Source organism: Rossellomorea sp. ABR4_004 (assembly GCF_056159585.1).
In genome coordinates, this window is record NZ_JBSWVM010000003.1 from 318090 (window position 1) to 337450 (window position 19361).

Annotated in this window: 17 protein-coding genes; 1 reads left to right on the forward strand and 16 read right to left on the reverse strand. The window is 41.5% G+C overall.

Annotated features, from left to right (window positions below):
* Positions 1 to 355 precede the first annotated feature (355 nt).
* From spoVM to ACXAF2_RS18685, 16 genes are all read right to left on the reverse strand, one after another.
* Positions 356 to 436: a stage V sporulation protein SpoVM gene (gene spoVM / locus ACXAF2_RS18610; protein ID WP_032088878.1), complete on the reverse strand. Its 81-nt coding sequence runs from the start codon at positions 434 to 436 to the stop codon at positions 356 to 358.
* 103 nt (positions 437 to 539) lie between these two features.
* Entirely contained in the window at positions 540 to 1196 is a 657-nt protein-coding gene (locus ACXAF2_RS18615) for a thiamine diphosphokinase (RefSeq protein WP_475140895.1), read from the reverse strand.
* A 57-nt stretch (positions 1197 to 1253) separates the two neighbouring features.
* On the reverse strand, positions 1254 to 1907 hold the full coding sequence (rpe, locus tag ACXAF2_RS18620; protein WP_475141291.1) for a ribulose-phosphate 3-epimerase: 654 nt from the start codon (positions 1905 to 1907) through the stop codon (positions 1254 to 1256).
* Complete coding sequence (rsgA, locus tag ACXAF2_RS18625; protein ID WP_475140897.1) at positions 1907 to 2788, reverse strand: ribosome small subunit-dependent GTPase A; 882 nt, start codon at positions 2786 to 2788, stop codon at positions 1907 to 1909. The genes rpe and rsgA overlap by 1 nt, the downstream gene beginning before the upstream one ends.
* Positions 2789 to 2935: 147 nt before the next feature.
* Positions 2936 to 4954: a Stk1 family PASTA domain-containing Ser/Thr kinase gene (gene pknB, locus ACXAF2_RS18630; protein ID WP_475140898.1), complete on the reverse strand. Its 2019-nt coding sequence runs from the start codon at positions 4952 to 4954 to the stop codon at positions 2936 to 2938.
* 4 nt (positions 4955 to 4958) lie between these two features.
* Entirely contained in the window at positions 4959 to 5708 is a 750-nt protein-coding gene (locus ACXAF2_RS18635) for a Stp1/IreP family PP2C-type Ser/Thr phosphatase (protein ID WP_475140900.1), read from the reverse strand.
* Between the two features lie 317 nt (positions 5709 to 6025).
* Complete coding sequence (gene rsmB / locus ACXAF2_RS18640; protein WP_475140901.1) at positions 6026 to 7360, reverse strand: 16S rRNA (cytosine(967)-C(5))-methyltransferase RsmB; 1335 nt, start codon at positions 7358 to 7360, stop codon at positions 6026 to 6028.
* On the reverse strand, positions 7353 to 8303 hold the full coding sequence (gene fmt / locus ACXAF2_RS18645) for a methionyl-tRNA formyltransferase (RefSeq protein WP_475140903.1): 951 nt from the start codon (positions 8301 to 8303) through the stop codon (positions 7353 to 7355). Before fmt ends, rsmB begins: the two co-directional genes overlap by 8 nt.
* Positions 8303 to 8785 carry a peptide deformylase gene (gene def / locus ACXAF2_RS18650; RefSeq protein ID WP_475140905.1) on the reverse strand — a complete coding sequence of 161 codons (483 nt, stop codon included), beginning with the start codon at positions 8783 to 8785 and terminating at the stop codon, positions 8303 to 8305. The genes fmt and def overlap by 1 nt, the downstream gene beginning before the upstream one ends.
* 32 nt (positions 8786 to 8817) lie before the next feature.
* A complete protein-coding gene (gene priA, locus ACXAF2_RS18655; protein ID WP_475140907.1) occupies positions 8818 to 11241 on the reverse strand; it encodes a primosomal protein N' in 2424 nt (807 codons plus the stop codon).
* Positions 11228 to 12457, reverse strand: coding sequence for a bifunctional phosphopantothenoylcysteine decarboxylase/phosphopantothenate--cysteine ligase CoaBC (coaBC, locus tag ACXAF2_RS18660; protein ID WP_475140909.1), 1230 nt, complete (start codon positions 12455 to 12457; stop codon positions 11228 to 11230). Before coaBC ends, priA begins: the two co-directional genes overlap by 14 nt.
* A gap of 137 nt (positions 12458 to 12594) precedes the next feature.
* A complete protein-coding gene (gene rpoZ / locus ACXAF2_RS18665; RefSeq protein WP_148968693.1) occupies positions 12595 to 12816 on the reverse strand; it encodes a DNA-directed RNA polymerase subunit omega in 222 nt (73 codons plus the stop codon).
* On the reverse strand, positions 12817 to 13431 hold the full coding sequence (gene gmk / locus ACXAF2_RS18670; protein WP_148968692.1) for a guanylate kinase: 615 nt from the start codon (positions 13429 to 13431) through the stop codon (positions 12817 to 12819).
* Positions 13432 to 13704, reverse strand: coding sequence for an extracellular matrix/biofilm regulator RemA (gene remA, locus ACXAF2_RS18675; protein ID WP_034755776.1), 273 nt, complete (start codon positions 13702 to 13704; stop codon positions 13432 to 13434).
* A 56-nt stretch (positions 13705 to 13760) separates the two neighbouring features.
* Entirely contained in the window at positions 13761 to 14636 is an 876-nt protein-coding gene (locus tag ACXAF2_RS18680; RefSeq protein WP_475141293.1) for a YicC/YloC family endoribonuclease, read from the reverse strand.
* A gap of 124 nt (positions 14637 to 14760) precedes the next feature.
* The gene (locus ACXAF2_RS18685; RefSeq protein WP_475140912.1) at positions 14761 to 17442 is read right to left on the reverse strand and encodes a cation-translocating P-type ATPase; all 2682 of its coding nucleotides are present in this window, start codon (positions 17440 to 17442) and stop codon (positions 14761 to 14763) included.
* 212 nt (positions 17443 to 17654) lie between these two features.
* On the opposite strand from ACXAF2_RS18685, the gene ACXAF2_RS18690 reads away from it, so the two are divergent.
* Positions 17655 to 19358 carry an Rqc2 family fibronectin-binding protein gene (locus ACXAF2_RS18690; RefSeq protein WP_475140914.1) on the forward strand — a complete coding sequence of 568 codons (1704 nt, stop codon included), beginning with the start codon at positions 17655 to 17657 and terminating at the stop codon, positions 19356 to 19358.
* Positions 19359 to 19361 lie beyond the last annotated feature (3 nt).

The following is a 19361-nucleotide window of genomic DNA, read 5'->3' on the forward strand; positions in this document are numbered from 1 at the left end:
AATTGACCGGAAAGGCGCCCTTTGCCTTTTTGGTCAATTTATCTTATGACCTCGAGCCTCTAGCTTAAATAGGTGGAAAAATTCCGCTTAATTCGAAATTACTGTTTAAAACTGCATAAATAGAAGTAAAGATTCCGCCTATTAATTTCAAAACACAAATAAATGGGTGATATTTCTTGCATAAGCGGAATATCTCCCCTTATTCACCCCAAAATAAGTTTTATTCTGAGTGTAACGGGAATATTTCCCCTTATTTTTTGCCCGTCTCAAAAAAGACAATAGTCCGTCTTTCATCTGTAGATCATCCGCTAAAAAAAAAAAGAAGATGGCATCAACGCCATCTTCAACAAACCATTTATTCTTTTTTAAACGTTCCTAACATCGCCCTCACAAGTCCACCCAAGAATTTTGGTAATTTAATTGTATAAAAGCGCATTTTTAGTCCCTCCCCACAATCTAAAGAACGTAATGTTTCGCTTGACAACAGTTTAGTCTATTCAAGCAGTCTCAGTTAAGTACGTCTTCTTTTCTACCTGGTTTTAGAAGCTTTTATCACTGCTTCTTATCACCATTAATATGCCATTTGAAAAGGAAAAAGTACCAGATGATTGTATAAGTTCATTACTAATACATAGTGTGGAACCTCTTGAAATATTCCGATTATTTAATGGATATTTAAAGCCGGTGAGGGTGATTCCTTCGACATTTTCGGTTACCGGGACGAAGGAAATATACTGTAAATCAGGGCTTTTATCTACGGAATGCTTTCCGGATTTGGTAAGGTATAACCGATTTTGAACGTCGATGATTTCCACTTTAATGTCCGTATCTAAAAGCCTCGGAATCATTAATAATTGAAGGTTGCCCATGAAATGATCAAGCCGTCCACCGGTCGCACCAAAAATGTTGATTTTGTCAGGATTCTGATCAATCGCCCAGTTCAGGGCAAGCTCCAGATCCGTCTCGTCCTTTTCAGGCTTAAATCGATTGACTTCCTTCACTTTTTCTTTTATCAGCTTCCACTCTTTCTCGTTCACTGAATCAAAATCTCCAAAAGCGACATGCGGTTCTATATTTTGTTCAAGTAACGTGTAAACCCCACGGTCCACACCAATCCAGTTTGACGCATGACCCGAATATGTGTTCAATTCAGGGATATATCTTTCTGGTCCGCCGGCAACGATATTGATTTCCATATTCTCCACTCCCATTTATAAAAATAGACTGACCCTATGGGATCAGCCTGTCAGCTCTTATACAAGAGATCTCTTTAATTCTTCTATTGCTGCCCCTCTATCACTGCGGTTATAGATGGCAGATCCTGCTACAAACACATCTGCTCCTGCTTCAGCACAAATGGCTGCCGTTTCAGGGTTAATGCCTCCGTCCACCTCTATTTCAAGGGTAGGATTGATTTCATTTGCCCATTCACGAATCTGTTTGATTTTCGGAACGACCGACGGGATGAATGATTGACCACCGAATCCAGGGTTCACAGTCATAAGCAGAATCATATCGACATCTTTCAAAATTGGCTTGATCATCTCTGCCGGTGTAGCAGGATTTAGGACGACTCCCGCTTTTACACCTTTACTTTTGATCATTTGAATCGTTCTGTGCAAATGGGGATCTGCTTCTACATGGATGGTAATATAGTCAGCACCCGCATCTGCAAAAGCTTCAATATATTGACTTGGATTTTCGATCATAAGGTGTACGTCCAGTGGCAACGATGTTAACGGGCGAATCGCTGTCACGATCATTGGCCCCAGCGTGATATTCGGGACGAAGTGACCATCCATCACATCAACATGGATGTAGTCGGCTCCCCCTTTTTCAACATCTATAATTTCATTGCCTAACTCTGCAAAATTTGCAGACAGAATGGAAGGTGCGATTTTCATAATTAGTACCTCGGCTTTCTTTCTTTTATTTCTTTGTGGAACGTTAAATAGTGATCATAACGGTAATTAGGGATTTCGCCTGCTTCCACGGCAGCTTTAACGGCACATTTCGGCTCATTGATATGAAGGCAGCCCCTGAATTTACAATCGTCAGATACTTCAACCATTTCAGGGAAGCATTGTGGGAGCTCCTCTATCTCAAGCTCTGAAAACTCCAATGAACTAAACCCGGGTGTATCCGCTACTAACCCCTCTTCAATATCAATCAGTTCCACATGGCGAGTCGTATGTTTCCCACGGCCTAAGTGGGATGAAATCATAGCCGTCTTTAATTCAAGTTCAGGTTTCAAGGCATTCAGCAAGGACGATTTCCCTACTCCGGATTGGCCTGCAAAGACAGAAATTTTATCACGTAAATACGGAGTTAACTCCTCTACACCATGCTCGGTTTTCGAAGACGTCATCAGGACTTCATAACCGAATGAGCGGTAATCCTTCACATATCGTTCAATCTTGTTTGTTTGATCAGATGTAAGTAAGTCCATCTTGGTTACACAAATAAGCGGTTCTATTTCTTTACTCTCAACCAACACAAGAAAGCGGTCAAGTAAAGCCGGACTGAAATCCGGTTCGATTGCCGAGAATACCAGTATCGCCTGGTCGACATTTGCAATCGGGGGACGCACTAGCTCATTCTTACGGTCATTGACCTTCAGAATGTATCCATCCGTTTTGTTCTCCGCTTGAAATTCAACATAATCACCCACCAGTGGTGTTATTTTATTTATACGGAAATTACCTCTGCCCCTACATTGTGTAACGCTTCCTTCTGAAAGCACATAGTAAAATCCACTTAATGCTTTAACGATTTTTCCTTCAGGCATTCGAAACCTCCTATTCAAAAACGTTTATTAAAATAGATTAGTCATCTATATTATGTATCATGATTCTCTATCATTATAAATGAAAACAAGAGGACTGTCCCGTTAGGTTTATTAAAAACCCGGGTACAGCCCTTTGTCAATTGTCATTTATTCTTCATTAGGATACTCGACAGTACCAGTTTTATACTCTTTTTCATCAACGAGAATTCGATATTTCCCTACAGTTCCTTCTTCTAATATGAACTTCATTGTAACGGTCGTATCCTCATAAATACTGATTAATTCGTCACTTTCTTCAATCTTTCTATTCTTGTCCTCAATAAAAATATCCACTACTTGAGGATCTCCATTGTCCTTGGTATAACGAATAGTTACTTCCTCAGTAGTCTCCCTAGTTTGTACTTCCTTCGGCGGCTCAGGACCCTTGGACATAATAACGTAAACATCCTCACCCTTACTTATCGGAGTACTTGCAACGGGCTTATGAGAAATTACCCTACCTTCTTCAACCTCATCTGAAAATTCTTCACTCTGTACAATGATATTTATCTCATTCGAAGCTTCATATTTATCGAGTGCAGTTTGATCAAAATTTTCCAAGTTTTCCAAATCAAATTTTTCTGTTCCCTTACTCACTGTAAAGGTAATCGTCGTTTCTTCTGCGACGACCTCTACTCCAGGTGAAGGATCTTGCTTGAGAATAGTTCCTGCAGGTTCCCCTTCATCGAACTCTCCTTCTTTCTCTACCATGAATCCTTTTTCTTCAAGTTCAGAGGATACTTCTTCAAAATTCTTACCTACATAGTCCTCTACTCCAACTTTTTCTTTACCTGTACTAACATAGATATCTATAGCCGATCCTTCATTCGCCATCCGTCCTGCCTTAGGGTTTGTCTTGATTACAAAACCTTCAGGAATCGATTCATGGGATTGTTTTTTTGTTTCTCCGACGACAAACCCCTCTGAAACGATGGTGGAAATGGCTTCAGTTTGATCTTTTTCAACCACATCCGGCACCTGAATTTCCTTTGGTCCAAGCAGCTCAGGAACGAAAGTAACAGCAGCTATTCCTAAAAGAATGAGCAAAAAGAACAAACTAATAATAAAGATAGGCCACTTCTTTTTCCCTTTTTTCTTAGGATCACCCTTCTTGTTTTTCTTCTTTCCCTTCTTCTTATCCTCTTGGACAGGAGGAGTCGGCTTCGTTTGAAGTTTGTCTGTGTCCGCCTGATGGTGAACAATCGTATCATCAAGGTTCGAATACGCCTTCTGATCAGTAATGACAGGTATTGCTTTTGTTGCTTCGTCATCAAGGGGCACGGCAAATTTAGGCTCATTCACCCGATCAGGGTCAAGTGCTGAAAACAGGTCTTCATCCATTTCCTCCAGGCTCTCGTACCGTCTGAATGGATCCTTGGCCGTTGCTTTTAATACGATATTTTCAACGCTCTGGGGAATATCGGGGTTCCACCTTTTTAAAGATGGTGTTTCCGATTGCAAATGCTTTAAGGCAATCGAGACCGCTGATTCTCCAGAAAAGGGCAGCCTGCCGGTTAACAATTCAAACATGACGATCCCCAGTGAATAAATATCAGATTTTTTCGTAGCCATTCCGCCCCTTGCCTGTTCAGGAGAAAGGTAGTGGACCGACCCCAGGACTGAATTGGTCTGGGTGATCGAAGTGGCACTAAGAGCCATCGCGATCCCGAAATCCGTTATCTTCACATTTCCTTCTTCATCAAGAAGGATATTATGGGGTTTAATATCCCTATGTACAATATGATTCTGATGAGCATGAGACATTGCTAGGGTTAACTGTTTCATAATATCGATCGCTTTGTCTACATGTACTGGTGAATGTTGCTGTATGTATTGCTTTAAAGTCATACCATGGACATATTCCATGACAATATAGTATAAGTCGTCTTCTTCTCCTACATCGTATATACTCACAATGTTCGGATGAGTCAAGCTGGTAGCAGATTGAGCTTCCCGTTGGAATCGTTTAATGAATTCCTCTTCATTGGCAAAATCGATCCGGAGCATTTTAATAGCCACTTCACGATCCAAAATCACATCGTGAGCTAAATAAACATTGGCCATTCCTCCGCCGCCGATTAGTTTAATGATTCTGTAACGCCCACTGATGCGCTTTCCTTCCATCATGTTATCACCCGCTTTCCGTTTCAGCGGCAAACTCTACAATTACTACGGTAATATTATCTTCACCGCCATATTGATTGGCTAAATGAACAAGCGACTCTCCTTTATTCTCCAGGGAGTGGTCCTGAACCAATATCTCTTTCATTTCTTTTTGGGAGACTTTATTGGAAAGACCGTCTGAACACAATAAAATAACGTCTTCTTCTTCAAACATTATCGTTTTAATATCCATCGTAATTGAAGCTTCCGTACCTATCGCTCTAAGTATCACATTTTTTCTTGGATGATGCTCTGCATCTTCTTTTGAAATTTCACCGCTTCTGACTAATTCATTCACAAGTGTATGGTCTTCTGTTAACTGATGAAAACCATTTTCGTTCAGAATATATCCTCTGCTGTCACCAATATTGACAATGGTTGCAAACAAGGATGTGCAAATGGCTCCGACGAGAGTCGTCCCCATTCCTTCACACTCCGAATTGGATTGAGAATAAGTATATACTTCTTTGTTTACTTCGTTAATAGTTGATTTTAACCAATTTTCGGCTTCATCAGCGGTGTGAAATTTCTCTGTTTTCTCCCATAAGTCCTTTAACATGGAGATGGTAAGCTCGCTTGCAACATCTCCAGCTCTGTGGCCGCCCATTCCATCTGCTACAACGGCTAAATGATCCCCATGATGATTCACGAATACGCCGGCACTATCTTCATTTAGTTGACGCACTTTCCCTTTGTCCGTAAAATATACAGTTTTCACTTATGTCACCTCGTCTCTTCTTCTGCACCTGTTTCAAGTAGCTCCTTATACTCATAGTAGGGTGCAACTTTAGTTCAAAAAAATGAATCCACTTTGATTATCTTCGTTAAATGCGTTCAGCTTGCCATAAGTTCTGATGGGGGCTGAACAGGTTGATAATGAAAAGAGAGAATATTTTCAGCTTTTATAACTTTTGATGAATTAAACATATGATTAAAAAGTAATGGATAACCAAAGATTCATTAAGAGCTATTGTACTTTTACGACTTTTCTGGTGAATTTTCCTGCTTTACTTTCGACATTTGAGCATTTTCGACTTATTTTTTTCTAAAGCACGAAATAAAGAATCCATCCCCTCCAAAATCCTGGGGAAATACTTGTAATTGATTTTCTTTAATAAACGGTGTGATGGAATCCGGAAACTCATCTAATGGTTGAGGATCAAATTCTGGATGATTACTTAAGAAAGCCGACACAGTACCTTCATTCTCATTTTGATCCACAGTACACGTGCTATAAACCAATAGTCCATCTTTTTTTAACAATGGTGCAACGGCTGAAAGGATGTCCAGTTGAATCTTTTGCAGTGATAGAAGATCCGATTCTTTTTTAGCATATTTTATATCCGGTTTTCTTCTTAATACACCTAATCCAGAACAAGGGGCATCCACCAGGATACGATCGAAGCTCTCTTTTTCAAACTTTTCTCCGGCATTTCGACTATCAAGAGTTGCAGTCTTTATGTTATTTAATCCGAGACGGGTTGCATTTTCATCAATTAATTTGACCTTGTGCTTGTGTAAGTCCAATGCATGAACTTCTCCGGTACCTGATAGTTTTTCGGCTATGTGAGTCGTTTTCCCCCCTGGTGCTGCGCATGCATCCAGTACTTTCATCCCGTGTTCAAGCTTTAAAGCATAGGAGACAAGCATGGAACTTTCATCCTGGATGGTGAATTGTCCGTTACGATATTCATCTGTTTTTGCAAGATTCCCTCGAAGTGACTGGATCGCTTCCGGCACAATCGGGCTTTCTTTCACTTCATTACCATTGTCCGTCAAGAGTTGGATAAGCTCTATTCGAGTGATTTTCGTTGTATTCACCCGTGCCGTTTGATTTGGTGCGATTAAATTGGTTTCACACATTTCTTTCGTTTTCTCCAGGCCAAATTGCTCTTCCCATCTCTTCACAAGCCAATAAGGATGACTCGTTTCGATGGCCACCCGCTCGATGGGATCTTTAATCGTGTCAAGGGAAGGAAGCCCTTTCCTTTGGACAGAACGCAAGACGCCATTGACCAAACCTGAAATGCCTTTATGTCCTCTCTTCTTTGCTATTTCTACAGCTTCATAGAAAACAGCACGGTCAGGAATTCGATCTAAGTACACAAGCTGATAGAGGGATAAACGCAATAGATGACGAACCCACTCATCCAGCTTCCCTTTAAGGAATGGAGCTAAATAGAAATCCAACGTCATTTTCCTTTGAATGGTTCCATATGTCAGCTCCGTTAATAGCCCAATATCCTTACTTGGCAGCTGATTTTTTTCAATCACAGAATTGAGTAATAAATTACTATACGATTGATTTTTCTCTACTGCTTCAATGACATCAAGTGCTGCTTCACGGACCGTCTTATTTCGTTTACTCATTATTTTCTCCTAACTTCATTCCTGTTTTCAGGTGAGACCCTGCTCCGCGCAGATAATCCTTTGCACTCATTCTCTTTTTCCCAGAAGGCTGTAAATCAGTTATTTTTATTGCTACTGAATTGCCTGTAGAAACAACGAAACCATCTTCTTCAATTTTCATGATTTCTCCAGGAGCAGCAGAAGTTCCGCTGACTTTTTCTCCCCACCATACTTTGATCACGGAATTCTCTAATGTGGTGTACGCAACGGGCCAAGGGTGAAGTCCTCTAATATGGTTGTAGATTTCTTCTCCATCTTTTGTCCAGTCAATTTTCTCTTGTTCGCGTTTGATGTTTCGTGCAAACGTCGCTTTTGTATCATCCTGCTTGACCGGGGCTATGTCCCCTGCCAATAATTTGGGCACCGTTTCAATAAGTAGGGTTGCACCTGCAACGCTTAATTTATCATGAAGGGTTCCGACATGGTCACGTTCTTCAATATCCACTTCCACTTGACTAATAATGTCCCCTGCATCAAGCTTTTCGACCATATACATGATGGTGATGCCCGTTTTCTCTTTTCCTTGGAGAATGGAATAATGAATGGGTGCTCCCCCTCTAAGTTCAGGAAGTATAGAGGCGTGAACATTGATGCATCCATACTGAGGGGCTTCCAATAATGCGTTCGGAAGAATTTGTCCGAAAGCGGCCGTTACGATAAGGTCTGGTTCTAATGCAAGGACTTTATTTAACTCATCTTCATCCTTGATTTTCTCTGGCTGATAGACTGGTATGCCGTTCTTTTCAGCTGCCACCTTTACAGGTGGAGGCGTTAGGATCCTTTTTCTCCCCACTGGCCGATCGGGCTGTGTCACGACCGCAATCACATCATAGTTTTCGTCTAATAAAGATTGAAGAACAGGAACGGAGAAGTCAGGTGTTCCCATAAAAATTACTTTCGTCATTACGCTTCATACCCTTCTAATTCTTCTTCTGTCACATACTTTTCTACCTTTGTGGTAAATAGAACACCTTGAAGATGATCAATTTCGTGTTGAATCGCTCGGGCTAAAAAGTCCTGGGCTTGAAATTCGATCATTCTTCCTTTTCGGTCAAACGTTCGGACCTTGATGGAATAAGGGCGGGTCACTTCCCCATATAATCCCGGGAAGCTCAGGCATCCTTCAAGGTCAGTTTGAGATCCGTCCGCCTTGATGATTTCCGGGTTGATAAGCTCGATCGTACCCGTATCATCCCCGATATCCACCACTGCCACCTGAAGGTCGACTCCTACTTGGGGAGCTGCAAGGCCTACACCATCGGCTTCAAGCATTGTGTCATACATATTTTCCAATAATTTCTTTAATTTCTTATCAAATGCCGTTACCTTTTCACATTCTTTTTCTAAGATTGGATCAGGGTGCATTACAATTGGAAGTATTGCCATAAGTCTCCTCCATTTTTCCGTAAAAAATATAGTTACATCATCATATAAGGGTTCACATCTATGGAGATTGTTAATCCTTGAGACGCATATTGTTGTTGGTATTGATCTAAAACTGTTTTCAACGTAGTACCAAGATTTGGTTCCCGCTTGTATTTTATCAAACATTGATACCGATATCTATTCTTTATCCTGGGGATCGGTGACGCCACGGGTCCAAGAATGATCGTTGTTTCGGATAGCTTTGAACGAATATATTTCGTCATCTTTTCTGCAATATCCACAACTTTCATTAAATCTTCATGACTTAGTGTGACGAGAGAAATGTAGTAAAAGGGAGGATAGGAGCCCATTTTCCTCATCATCATTTCCTGTTGATAAAACCGGTTGTAATCATGATTAGACGCTAACTCGATTGAATAGTGCTCCGGTGTATACGTTTGAATCACGACTTCTCCCGGCAGAGTGTGCCTGCCTGCACGTCCGCTTACTTGAGTGAGCAATTGAAAGGTCTTCTCTGCAGCCCTGAAGTCCGGCAGATGAAGCATCGTATCCGCACTGAGGACCCCGACGAGAGTGATATTCGGAAAATCCAGGCCCTTGGCAATCATTTGTGTACCAAGGAGTATATCTGCTTTCCCTTCTTCAAAGGCTGTCAATAGCTTTTCGTGTGACCCTTTTCGGGAGGTTGTGTCCACATCCATGCGAATGATACGAGCCTCGGGGATCAGTTTCGTCAATTCTTCCTCTACTTTTTGAGTTCCTGTCCCGAAATAACGGATATGCTCACTCGTACACTCAGGACAAGTAGTGGGAACTCCTTCTTCGTAGCCGCAGTAATGACATTTCATGCCGTTTGAAAAGCGATGATAGGTTAAAGAGATATCACAGTTAGGACATTGAAGGACAAAACCACAATCTCTACACATGATGAATGATGAATGTCCTCTTCTATTAAGAAAAAGAACGGTTTGTTCCCCTTTCTCCATTCTGTCCTGAAGCTTTTCGAAAAGTTCAGTTGAGAACATGGAACGGTTCCCCTTCCTCAGTTCCTCTCTCATATCAACAATATCAACGGAAGGAAGTGGTCCATCATTCATCCGTTTATCCAGCGTGAGGAGCCCATACACACCTTTTGATGCTCGAGCAAAGGATTCTAAAGAGGGGGTTGCGCTTCCCAAAATGACTGGGCATCGATGGTATTCCCCTCTATAAATGGCCACGTCCCTGGCATGATAACGTGGATTTTCTTCTTGCTTGTAACTTGTCTCATGCTCTTCATCAATAATGATGATCCCGATATTTTCAAAGGGAGCAAAAACAGCAGAACGGGCACCAACCACCACTTTTACTTCCTTCCGCTGAATCTTTCTCCATTCATCATACTTTTCACCAACTGACAAACCGCTATGGAGAACAGCTACATCATTTCCGAACCGGCCCTTGAACCTGTGAACCATTTGGGGGGTAAGGGAGATTTCAGGGACTAATACAATCGCTTCCTTACCTTCTTGCAAGACCCGTTGAATGGATTGAAGATAAATTTCCGTTTTACCACTGCCTGTTACTCCATAAAGAAGTAATGTGTGATGTTTTTCTTCTTCAATGGTGTTCAGTATTGGACTGATCGCCCGGTCCTGTTGAACCGTTAACGAAAGCGGCGAGGTCTTCTCGAACGTCCTGTTTTCAAAGGGATCACGATACATTTCAACATTCTTCTCTATCAAAACCCCTTTATTGACTAACGATTTAACCGTAGAGGAAGTAGTCGCCATCTCTTCAAGGAGGGTTGAGGCAAGGATCCCGTCCCCACCAGGAGCAGAGTCACTCATGTATTCTATGATTTGTTTCTGCTTACTTGCTTGAGGAGGCAGACTATTCTTCACTTCCTCTAAATCACCTTCAGTTACATTAAGATACAGTTTTCGGACCGTTTTCTTATTGCCCTTCGCTTTCACTCTGTAAATCACTTCTACCGAACCTTGTTTTACCTCCTTATGAACGAGAGGAAGCAGACCGTTTTCCTCGATTGCTTTCCAGGACACTTCCCTTGCATTCTGAAAGAAGGGTTGGAGCAAAAGGTGAAGTTCACCCGGACTCTTCCCTCCCTCGAGTTGGAAGAATTTTTCATATTTTGCTTTCATGGCTGCCGGAAGCATCGCTTGAAATGCTGAGATTTTAAAGCAGAGGGTCTTCTCAGTAAGCCAGTTCCCCAATGTTAATAGTTCTTTATTCAGGACCGGTACAAGGTCCATCGGCTCAACTATCGATTTCAGTTTAGAGACTTCTCCTTTTTCCTTTAATTCAATGACAAAGCCTTGAATTTTCCTTGGTCCAAAAGGAACGATGACTCTCATGCCGGGAACGATGCTGCCTCTCCATTCAGCCGGAATACTATAGTCGTAGGTTCGATCCGTCTGCATGGCAGGCACATCTACAATGACACTAGCTACGTTCATGTGTGGAACCCTTCTTCATCTGCCGGATCGCTTCTTTATAGATTTCTTTCGCTACCTCTACCTTTGATAATAATGGCAGCTCTAGAATGTTACCTTCGCTTGTTACAATCGATACTTTGTTCGTGTCCGTCCCAAACCCTGAACCCGACTCTTTTACATTATTTGCCACAATCATATTTGCCCGCTTTTTCTCAAGCTTTGCTTTCGCATACTCGTAAACGTTCGATGTTTCGGCCGCAAATCCGATTAGATATTGATGTTTCTTGCGCTCACCAAGACTCATTAATATATCCTTTGTACGTTCAAATTCAATCACTAGATTACCCTCTTTTTTCTTCAACTTATCCTCGAAGGTTTCTTTCGGACGATAATCAGCGACTGCAGCGCTCTTCACGACGATATCAGCTGTTGGAAACGCTTCATGCACAGCATTGTACATCTCTTCAGCACTTGTTACGGAGACAAATTCAATGCCACTTGGAACGGGTAATTGAGACGGTCCGGAAATCAAGACAACCTCTGCCCCAAAAGACACAGCCGCCTCTGCAAGGGCGTAGCCCATCTTCCCTGTTGAGCGATTGGAAAAGAAACGAACGGGATCGACCATTTCTCTTGTCGGTCCGGCAGTTATGACGACTTTTTTCCCCTGTAAAATCTTCCTTTCACTATCACGATTGGAAAAATAGCGATCAACCAGTTCCACTACTTTCTCAGGTTCTTCTAATCTTCCTTTTCCAACGTATCCACAAGCTAGATATCCTTCACTTGGTTCTACAAATCGGTATCCAAACTCATAAAGGGTCTCAATATTCCGCTTCACCGCCGGGTGATCATACATATGTACATTCATTGCTGGGGCAATCCATACTTTCGCTGTCGTTGCCAAAATGGTTGTTGAAATCATGTCATCTGCAATTCCGTTCGCAAGCTTCCCAATGATATTGGCAGTGGCTGGTGCAACCAGTACAAGATCTGCCCAGTCAGCTAAGTCGATATGAGCAATCTTCGACGAATCCTTTTCATCAAAGGTATCCCAGTATACATCTTGACGGGATAATGCCTGAAAAGTAAGTGGAGCCACAAATTTTCGTGCTGATTCTGTCATGATGACCTTCACTTCGGCACCGCTTTGGACCAGTTTGCTCGTTAAAGCAGCCGCTTTATATACAGCGATTCCACCAGATACACATAACAGTATTTTTTTCCCCTTGATCATTCTACTTTCCCCCATTACACTTTATCCTTCCTTTATTATGAAGGATATTGATAGAAAAAGAAAATAGGGTTGTCCCGAAAGATCATGTAATCTTTCGAGTCAACCCCCCTAGAGTTTTTCATTAAGCATGATGACGCTTATTCATCAGAATAAACCGCTTTGGCATCTCTTTCTTTCATAGATAATTGACCCGCCTGAATTTCTTCAAGGGCCTTTCCTACATACTTATGAGACTCATATTGGTTCAAACGGTAATCACCGGTATCTTGCAGGTTTCTTGCTCTCTTAGCAGCAATACTGACCAACGAATATTTAGAATCGATCTTCTTCATTAATGAATCAATGGATGGGTTTAACATTTATTCAACCTCCAGCATATTTAAGTATCGTTGTTGCACTCTTTCCCGTTTGCAGTGTTCTGCTTGAACGATGGATTTAATCTTGCCAACCGCATGTTCAATTTGATCATTTTCAACAATGTAATCATACAGATTCATCATTTCAATTTCTTTTCTTGCAGTATTCATTCTACCCTGAATCAAATCATCCGTTTCGGTTCCTCTGGTTACGAGGCGATTCTGAAGTTCAGAAAGACTAGGGGGTGCCAGGAAGATAAATAAACCTTCAGGGAATTTATCCCTGACCTGCTGAGCACCTTGTACTTCAATTTCAAGGAAAACATCTCTTCCTGCATCAAGTGTTTCTCGAACGTAATCAACAGGAGTGCCATAATAATTTCCAACGAACTCTGCATACTCCAACAGTTTCCCTTGCTCTATAAGCACTTCAAACTCTTCTCTTGATTTAAAGAAATAATCTACACCATCCACTTCTCCTTCACGGGGATTACGAGTGGTCATGGAGATGGAATATTCAAACTTTGTATCTTCTTGGGAAAAAATCGCTTTACGAACGGTTCCTTTTCCTACACCTGAAGGTCCGGAAAGAACGATCAGCAATCCTTTTTCTTTCATTTATTTACCCTGCCCTTCTTCTACTAGATCCTCTTTATCAGTTAAACGATGAGCAACGGTTTCGGGTTGAACAGCTGAAAGAATAACGTGATCGCTATCCGTAATAATAACCGCCCTTGTTCTTCTTCCGTATGTAGCATCAACGAGTGTTCCCCGGTCTCTTGCATCTTGAATCAGGCGTTTGATCGGTGCTGATTCGGGACTTACAATTGAGATGATCCGGTTAGCTGAAACAATATTTCCAAATCCTATATTGATGAGCTTAATCGACATAACGCTCCTCCTAATCAATAGTTTAGTTTCGCCGGAATGACAGGAAACTAAACTTCTTATTCTACATTTTGCACTTGTTCCCTTAGCTTCTCCAGTGTTGATTTCAGTTCCACAACAATCGTGGCAATGAAGGAATCGTTTGCTTTCGAACCAATCGTGTTCACTTCCCGGTTCATTTCCTGAATCATGAAATCCAGCTTCCTTCCTACAGTTCCTTCACCGGTCAATGAGGAATCAAAGTACTGAATATGACTTTCTAATCTCGTCAATTCCTCGGTAATATCCGATTTATCAGCAAAAATGGCAACCTCAGTAAGCAAACGACTCTCATCGAAGGAAGTTTCATTGTATTCAAGAATCCTTTTTCTTAACCGTTCTCTATACTGATCGACAACTTTAGGAGCATGATCGGCAAGCTCACCAATTTTGGTCTCAAAATGATTGAGATGAGTGAGAAAATCTTTCTTGAGGAGCTCTCCTTCTTTTTCACGCATTTGTCTAAGGTCATTCGCCGCTTGTTCTACAGCTTTTAACACCAACTGCTCAAGCTCTTCGTTTTCCTCTTCCATTTCTTCGATCATCACAAATTCTTCCCTGTTTAAGAGGTGGGATAATTGCAGTTCATCTTTTAGGGAGAAGGTTTCTTTCACTTTATTTACTAACTGATAATAATCTTGAATGAGCTTCCAGTCAATATGTAGATTTTTATGTACTAAGCCATCGCCCGTAATGGTGATGAAAATATCAACTTTCCCTCTCTTAACGGACTGGGATACTTGTTTTTTAATTTTATCCTCAAGTCTCATTAATTGTCGGGGCATCCTTATGAAACATTCACTAAACCTGTGATTAACGGATTTCATTTCAACTGTTACAGTATGTTGTTCAGAGTCTACCTTGCTTCTTCCAAAGCCTGTCATACTGACAACCATTACGATCACATCCAATCTTTTGACGATATTCGTATGTAGATCAACTGATTTCATGCTTGCACTCTCACTATATAAAAAAGGTAATAGAGGTTATTCTCTATTACCTTTTGGATTATACCACATTTCACTGTTTTTTTCTTGCAAAAAATGACCCTGCCAGTAAAAACGTTGGAACCGAGCTTAAACCAATGATCAAGAACCAGTCCTTTAACACGATTGGTACTGTATGGAAGATCGGCTGCAAGGATGGGATGTAAATCACGAGAAGCATCAATACGAGTGAAGATAACACGGCCCACACAAGATACATGTTTCCGAAGGGATTTCTTGAAAATACAGAAACTTCACTTCGACAGTCAAACACATGAATAAGCTGTGCCATCACCAATGTAGCAAAGGCAACGGTTTGAGCATATGCCAAGTGATCGGGGTGAGTCTTATACGACAATATGAAGGCAAGTAGAGTGACACCTCCGATTAAGAAGCCCCTTGAAACTACCTTCCAGCCTAATCCTCTGGCAAACACGCCTTCTTTTGGATGCCTTGGTTTCCTCTTCATTACATCATCTTCCGGCTTATCAAGACCAAGTGCCATGGCAGGAAGTCCATCTGTCACAAGGTTCACCCAAAGAATCTGGATCGGCACCAATGGAAGTGGAAGGGCCAGGATCATGGCAAATAGCATGACGAGAATTTCCCCTACATTTGATGCCAGCAGGTACCGAATAAACTTCCTGATATTTTCATAGATGTTTCTGCCTTCCTGGATGGCTGATTTAATCGTTGCAAAGTTATCATCCAAAAGGACAAGGGCGGAAGATTCCTTGGATACATCTGTCCCGGTAATTCCCATGGCTACACCAATATCCGAAGATTTTATTGCCGGAGCATCATTTACACCATCTCCGGTCATCGCCACCACATGCCCCCTGTTTTGAAGGGCTTTGACGATTTTTAATTTATGCTCAGGAGAAACACGTGCAAAAACCGAAACCTCTTCCACGATTTCTTCCAGTTCATGTACTTCCATTTGATTCAATGCTTTTCCATCCAGAACGCGATCCTTGTTTTTTAAAATTCCTAGTTGTTTGGCAATCGCTTTAGCTGTTAGAATATGATCCCCTGTAATCATCACCGTCTTAATGCCGGCTGCGCGACACTCTTTCACTGCCTGCTTCACTTCAGGTCTCGGAGGATCAATCATACCTTGTAAGCCAATGAAGGTCACCCCTTCTTCAATGTCACTTTCTTTGATCCCTTCAATGGATCTTTCATTGAGGGGTTTATAAGCAATCGCAATGTTTCGAAGAGCATTGGACGACATTTCACTGATTGCATCTTCTACTTTTTGGAATATTTCAGCTGATTTATATTGAAGTCTTCCTTCCCACAAGATGGTTTCGCTTTTGCCTGCTAAAACGTCGGGAGCACCTTTCGTTACAGAGAAATGTTTCCCGTTTTGGTCGACAACGATGATACTCATCATCTTTCTTGTAGAGTCAAAGGGGAATTCTTTTACAATCGTAAACTTCTTCTGCAAAGATTCCCGACTCAATCCAGCTTTTAACCCCGCCACAAGAAGAGCCCCTTCTGTAGGATCCCCGTCGACTACAAAGTTTTCTTCTCGTGTTACAAGTTCCGCATGATTGCATAGCATACCAAAAGTTAATAATTGTTGAAGGGCATTTTCACTGTGAGGTGTTACCCTTTGGTCTCCGCTGTAAAATTGGCCATCCGGTTCATACCCGGTCCCTGTTACCGTCCACGTTCTGCCTCCACTCCAAAGATGTGTCACCGTCATCTTGTTTTGAGTCAGAGTTCCTGTTTTATCTGAGCAAATTACTGATGCACAACCTAATGTTTCAACAGCCGGCAGCTTTCGTACAATCGCTTTCTTCTTGATCATTCGCTGAACGCCGAGGGAAAGGGCAACGGTTACAATGGCAGGTAGACCTTCTGGAATGGCCGCAACTGCCAAAGAAACCCCCGCTAAGAACATTGTGTACATATCGTGACCCTGAATAACACCGATTCCCACGACCAAAGCTGTTAACACGAGGGCAACGGAAATCAGTATTTTCCCTAACTCTTCAAGTTTTCTTTGAAGTGGGGTTATCATCGTTTCAGCCTTTTGAATCATATCAGCGATTTGTCCCATGGCTGTCTTCATTCCGATCGATGTCACAACGCCTATACCATTACCCCTTGTTACCATCGTCCCCATAAAAGCCATATTCTCTAAGTCTCCGAGACTCATGTTTTCACCATTGACGGGGTTCGTCGATTTTGTTACAGGTAAAGATTCCCCTGTTAAAGCAGATTCTTCTATTTCAAGATTGTTCGTTTCAATGAGGCGCACATCTGCCCCGATCCGATCCCCGCTTCCAAAGCGGATGATATCACCGATAATGACCTCTTTAGAAACAACTTTTACCCACTTACCATCCCTCAACACCGATACCTGAGGTGCTGAAAGTTCCTTTAAAGCCTGCAGGGACCTCTCTGCTTTACGTTCTTGAAAAAAACCTAAAAAACCGTTTATTAACACAATGGCTATGATGGCAATCGCATCGATGTATTCTCCCAGTAAACCTGAAATGAGTGTGGCTGCCAATAACACAAGAACCATAAAGTCCTTAAATTGACTGAAAAATAATAACAAAGCTGACTGCTTCTCAGCTTCCTCCAATTGATTGTACCCAAATTGTTTCCGTCTCTTTGCTACATCATCTGTTGAAAGCCCCTCTTGATAATTGGTATTTAATGACTGCTCTATGTCCTCTTGTCTCATCTCATGAAATTTCATGCAACCATGTCACTCTCCTCCTACGATACGAAAAGTTGTCCTTCTCATAGCATTCTTATTCAGACTCGTCCTAAAAAATGATATGATTTACGTATGTTTTGCATTTTACCTATGAGCGGGGTAAAATCGGTTACATTTGATACAGAAATACCAAGATCAAGCCTGGCAGATTTAAAATACACCGAAATCGTATAAAGCAAAGGATGTTATATATGTCATTTGATGGATTATTTACTAGAAGCATGACGAAAGAATTGAATGAGAACTTATTGCACGGACGGATCAATAAAATACACCAACCCTACAAAAATGAAATCATCATGATCATCCGGGCGAATGGAAAAAATCACAAAGTTTTATTATCCGCCCACCCCAGTTATTCAAGGGTACAAATAACAAAAGAAAACTATGAAAATCCTTCTGTCCCTCCCATGTTCTGTATGCTCTTACGAAAGCACCTGGAAGGGTATATTGTAGAGGGGATCAAACAGGTTGAATTGGATCGGATGATCATAATTGAAGTGAAGGGCAGAAATGAAATCGGAGATATTTCGTACAAACAATTAATCATCGAAGTAATGGGACGCCATAGTAACATCATCTTAGTTGATAAAGAACGAAATATGATTCTGGATAGTATCAAGCATATATCACCTAGTATGAATACACACCGTACTGTCTTGCCTGGTCATACATATGTTTTACCACCACAACAAGATAAAAAAAATCCACTTCATGCTACCAGTGAAGATGTCTTGAGAGCACTGGACTTTAACTCCGGCAAACTGGATAAGCAGATTGTCCAAGCTTTTGCAGGCATTTCTCCTCTTTACGCAAAAGAGGTTGTTCACCGTGCAGGAATCGGTAACCAGTCTACGATTTCTGAATCATTCTTAGAATTGATTCAGTATGCTAAATCGAATGACACTACACCTACCCTCATTAGCGGCGGGAAAGAAACGTTTTACTGGATGGATCTTGAACATCTGCAAGGAGAGAAACAAACCTTTCCTTCGTTAAGTGAATTATTGGACCGTTTCTTCTATCAGAAGGCTGCACGGGACCGGGTGAAGCAACAAGGAAATGACTTGGAACGTTTCATCCGAAACGAACGGGATAAAAATGTAAATAAAATTGAAAAATTAAAGAAAACGTTGGAGGATGCAAAGCAGGCAGATCGGTATCAATTGCTTGGTGAACTCCTTACGTCTAATTTATATGCGGTTGAACGTGGAATGACTGAGGTTAGCGTGGTAAATTATTATGATGAAAACGGGGAAAGTATCATGATCCCCCTCAACCCGCAAAAGTCTCCATCAGAAAATGCCCAAAACTATTTTTCACGCTATCAAAAAGCAAAGAATGCAGTAAAAATCGTACATGAGCAAATTGAAAAAGCCGACGAAGAGATTGTCTACTTAGAACAATTACTTCAACAATTAGAATCGGCATCCACAAAAGACGTTGAAGAAATAAGAGAAGAGCTGGAGGAAGAAGGCTACCTGAGGGTCCGTAAACAAACGAAAAAGAAAAAGGCCAATGTGAAACCTGTTCTAGAAAACTACACTTCCAGCGACGGCACACAAATCTTGGTGGGAAAAAACAATAAACAAAATGATTATTTAACCAACAGAGTCGCAGGAAAAGAGGATATATGGCTTCATACGAAAGATATTCCAGGCTCACACGTTGTAATCAAGAGTCCGGATCCTTCCCAGGAGACGATTAAGGAAGCAGCTAAAATTGCTGCCTACTTTAGTAAAGCAAGGGAATCAAGCTCGGTGCCTGTTGATTTCACTGAAGTCAAACAGGTAAAGAAACCAAAAGGAGCCAAGCCCGGCTTTGTCATTTACGAAGGACAGCAAACGGTATATGTGACACCTGATTTGGATTTGGTCCGTTCGCTGAAGAATTGATAT

What these genes read in the sequence shown, in the direction of transcription:
- remA (WP_034755776.1), bottom strand. Translation starts at nt 13,704, where the DNA reads ATGTCGATTAAGCTCATCAATATAGGATTTGGAAATATTGTTTCAGCT.
- def (WP_475140905.1), bottom strand. Translation starts at nt 8,785, where the DNA reads ATGGCAATACTTCCAATTGTAATGCACCCTGATCCAATCTTAGAAAAA.
- coaBC (WP_475140909.1), bottom strand. Translation starts at nt 12,457, where the DNA reads ATGATCAAGGGGAAAAAAATACTGTTATGTGTATCTGGTGGAATCGCT.
- spoVM (WP_032088878.1), bottom strand. Translation starts at nt 436, where the DNA reads ATGCGCTTTTATACAATTAAATTACCAAAATTCTTGGGTGGACTTGTG.
- ACXAF2_RS18690 (WP_475140914.1), top strand. Translation starts at nt 17,655, where the DNA reads ATGTCATTTGATGGATTATTTACTAGAAGCATGACGAAAGAATTGAAT.
- fmt (WP_475140903.1), bottom strand. Translation starts at nt 8,303, where the DNA reads ATGACGAAAGTAATTTTTATGGGAACACCTGACTTCTCCGTTCCTGTT.
- pknB (WP_475140898.1), bottom strand. Translation starts at nt 4,954, where the DNA reads ATGATGGAAGGAAAGCGCATCAGTGGGCGTTACAGAATCATTAAACTA.
- rsmB (WP_475140901.1), bottom strand. Translation starts at nt 7,360, where the DNA reads ATGAGTAAACGAAATAAGACGGTCCGTGAAGCAGCACTTGATGTCATT.
- ACXAF2_RS18680 (WP_475141293.1), bottom strand. Translation starts at nt 14,636, where the DNA reads ATGGTTGTCAGTATGACAGGCTTTGGAAGAAGCAAGGTAGACTCTGAA.
- priA (WP_475140907.1), bottom strand. Translation starts at nt 11,241, where the DNA reads ATGAACGTAGCTAGTGTCATTGTAGATGTGCCTGCCATGCAGACGGAT.
- ACXAF2_RS18685 (WP_475140912.1), bottom strand. Translation starts at nt 17,442, where the DNA reads ATGAAATTTCATGAGATGAGACAAGAGGACATAGAGCAGTCATTAAAT.
- gmk (WP_148968692.1), bottom strand. Translation starts at nt 13,431, where the DNA reads ATGAAAGAAAAAGGATTGCTGATCGTTCTTTCCGGACCTTCAGGTGTA.
- rpoZ (WP_148968693.1), bottom strand. Translation starts at nt 12,816, where the DNA reads ATGTTAAACCCATCCATTGATTCATTAATGAAGAAGATCGATTCTAAA.
- ACXAF2_RS18615 (WP_475140895.1), bottom strand. Translation starts at nt 1,196, where the DNA reads ATGGAAATCAATATCGTTGCCGGCGGACCAGAAAGATATATCCCTGAA.
- rsgA (WP_475140897.1), bottom strand. Translation starts at nt 2,788, where the DNA reads ATGCCTGAAGGAAAAATCGTTAAAGCATTAAGTGGATTTTACTATGTG.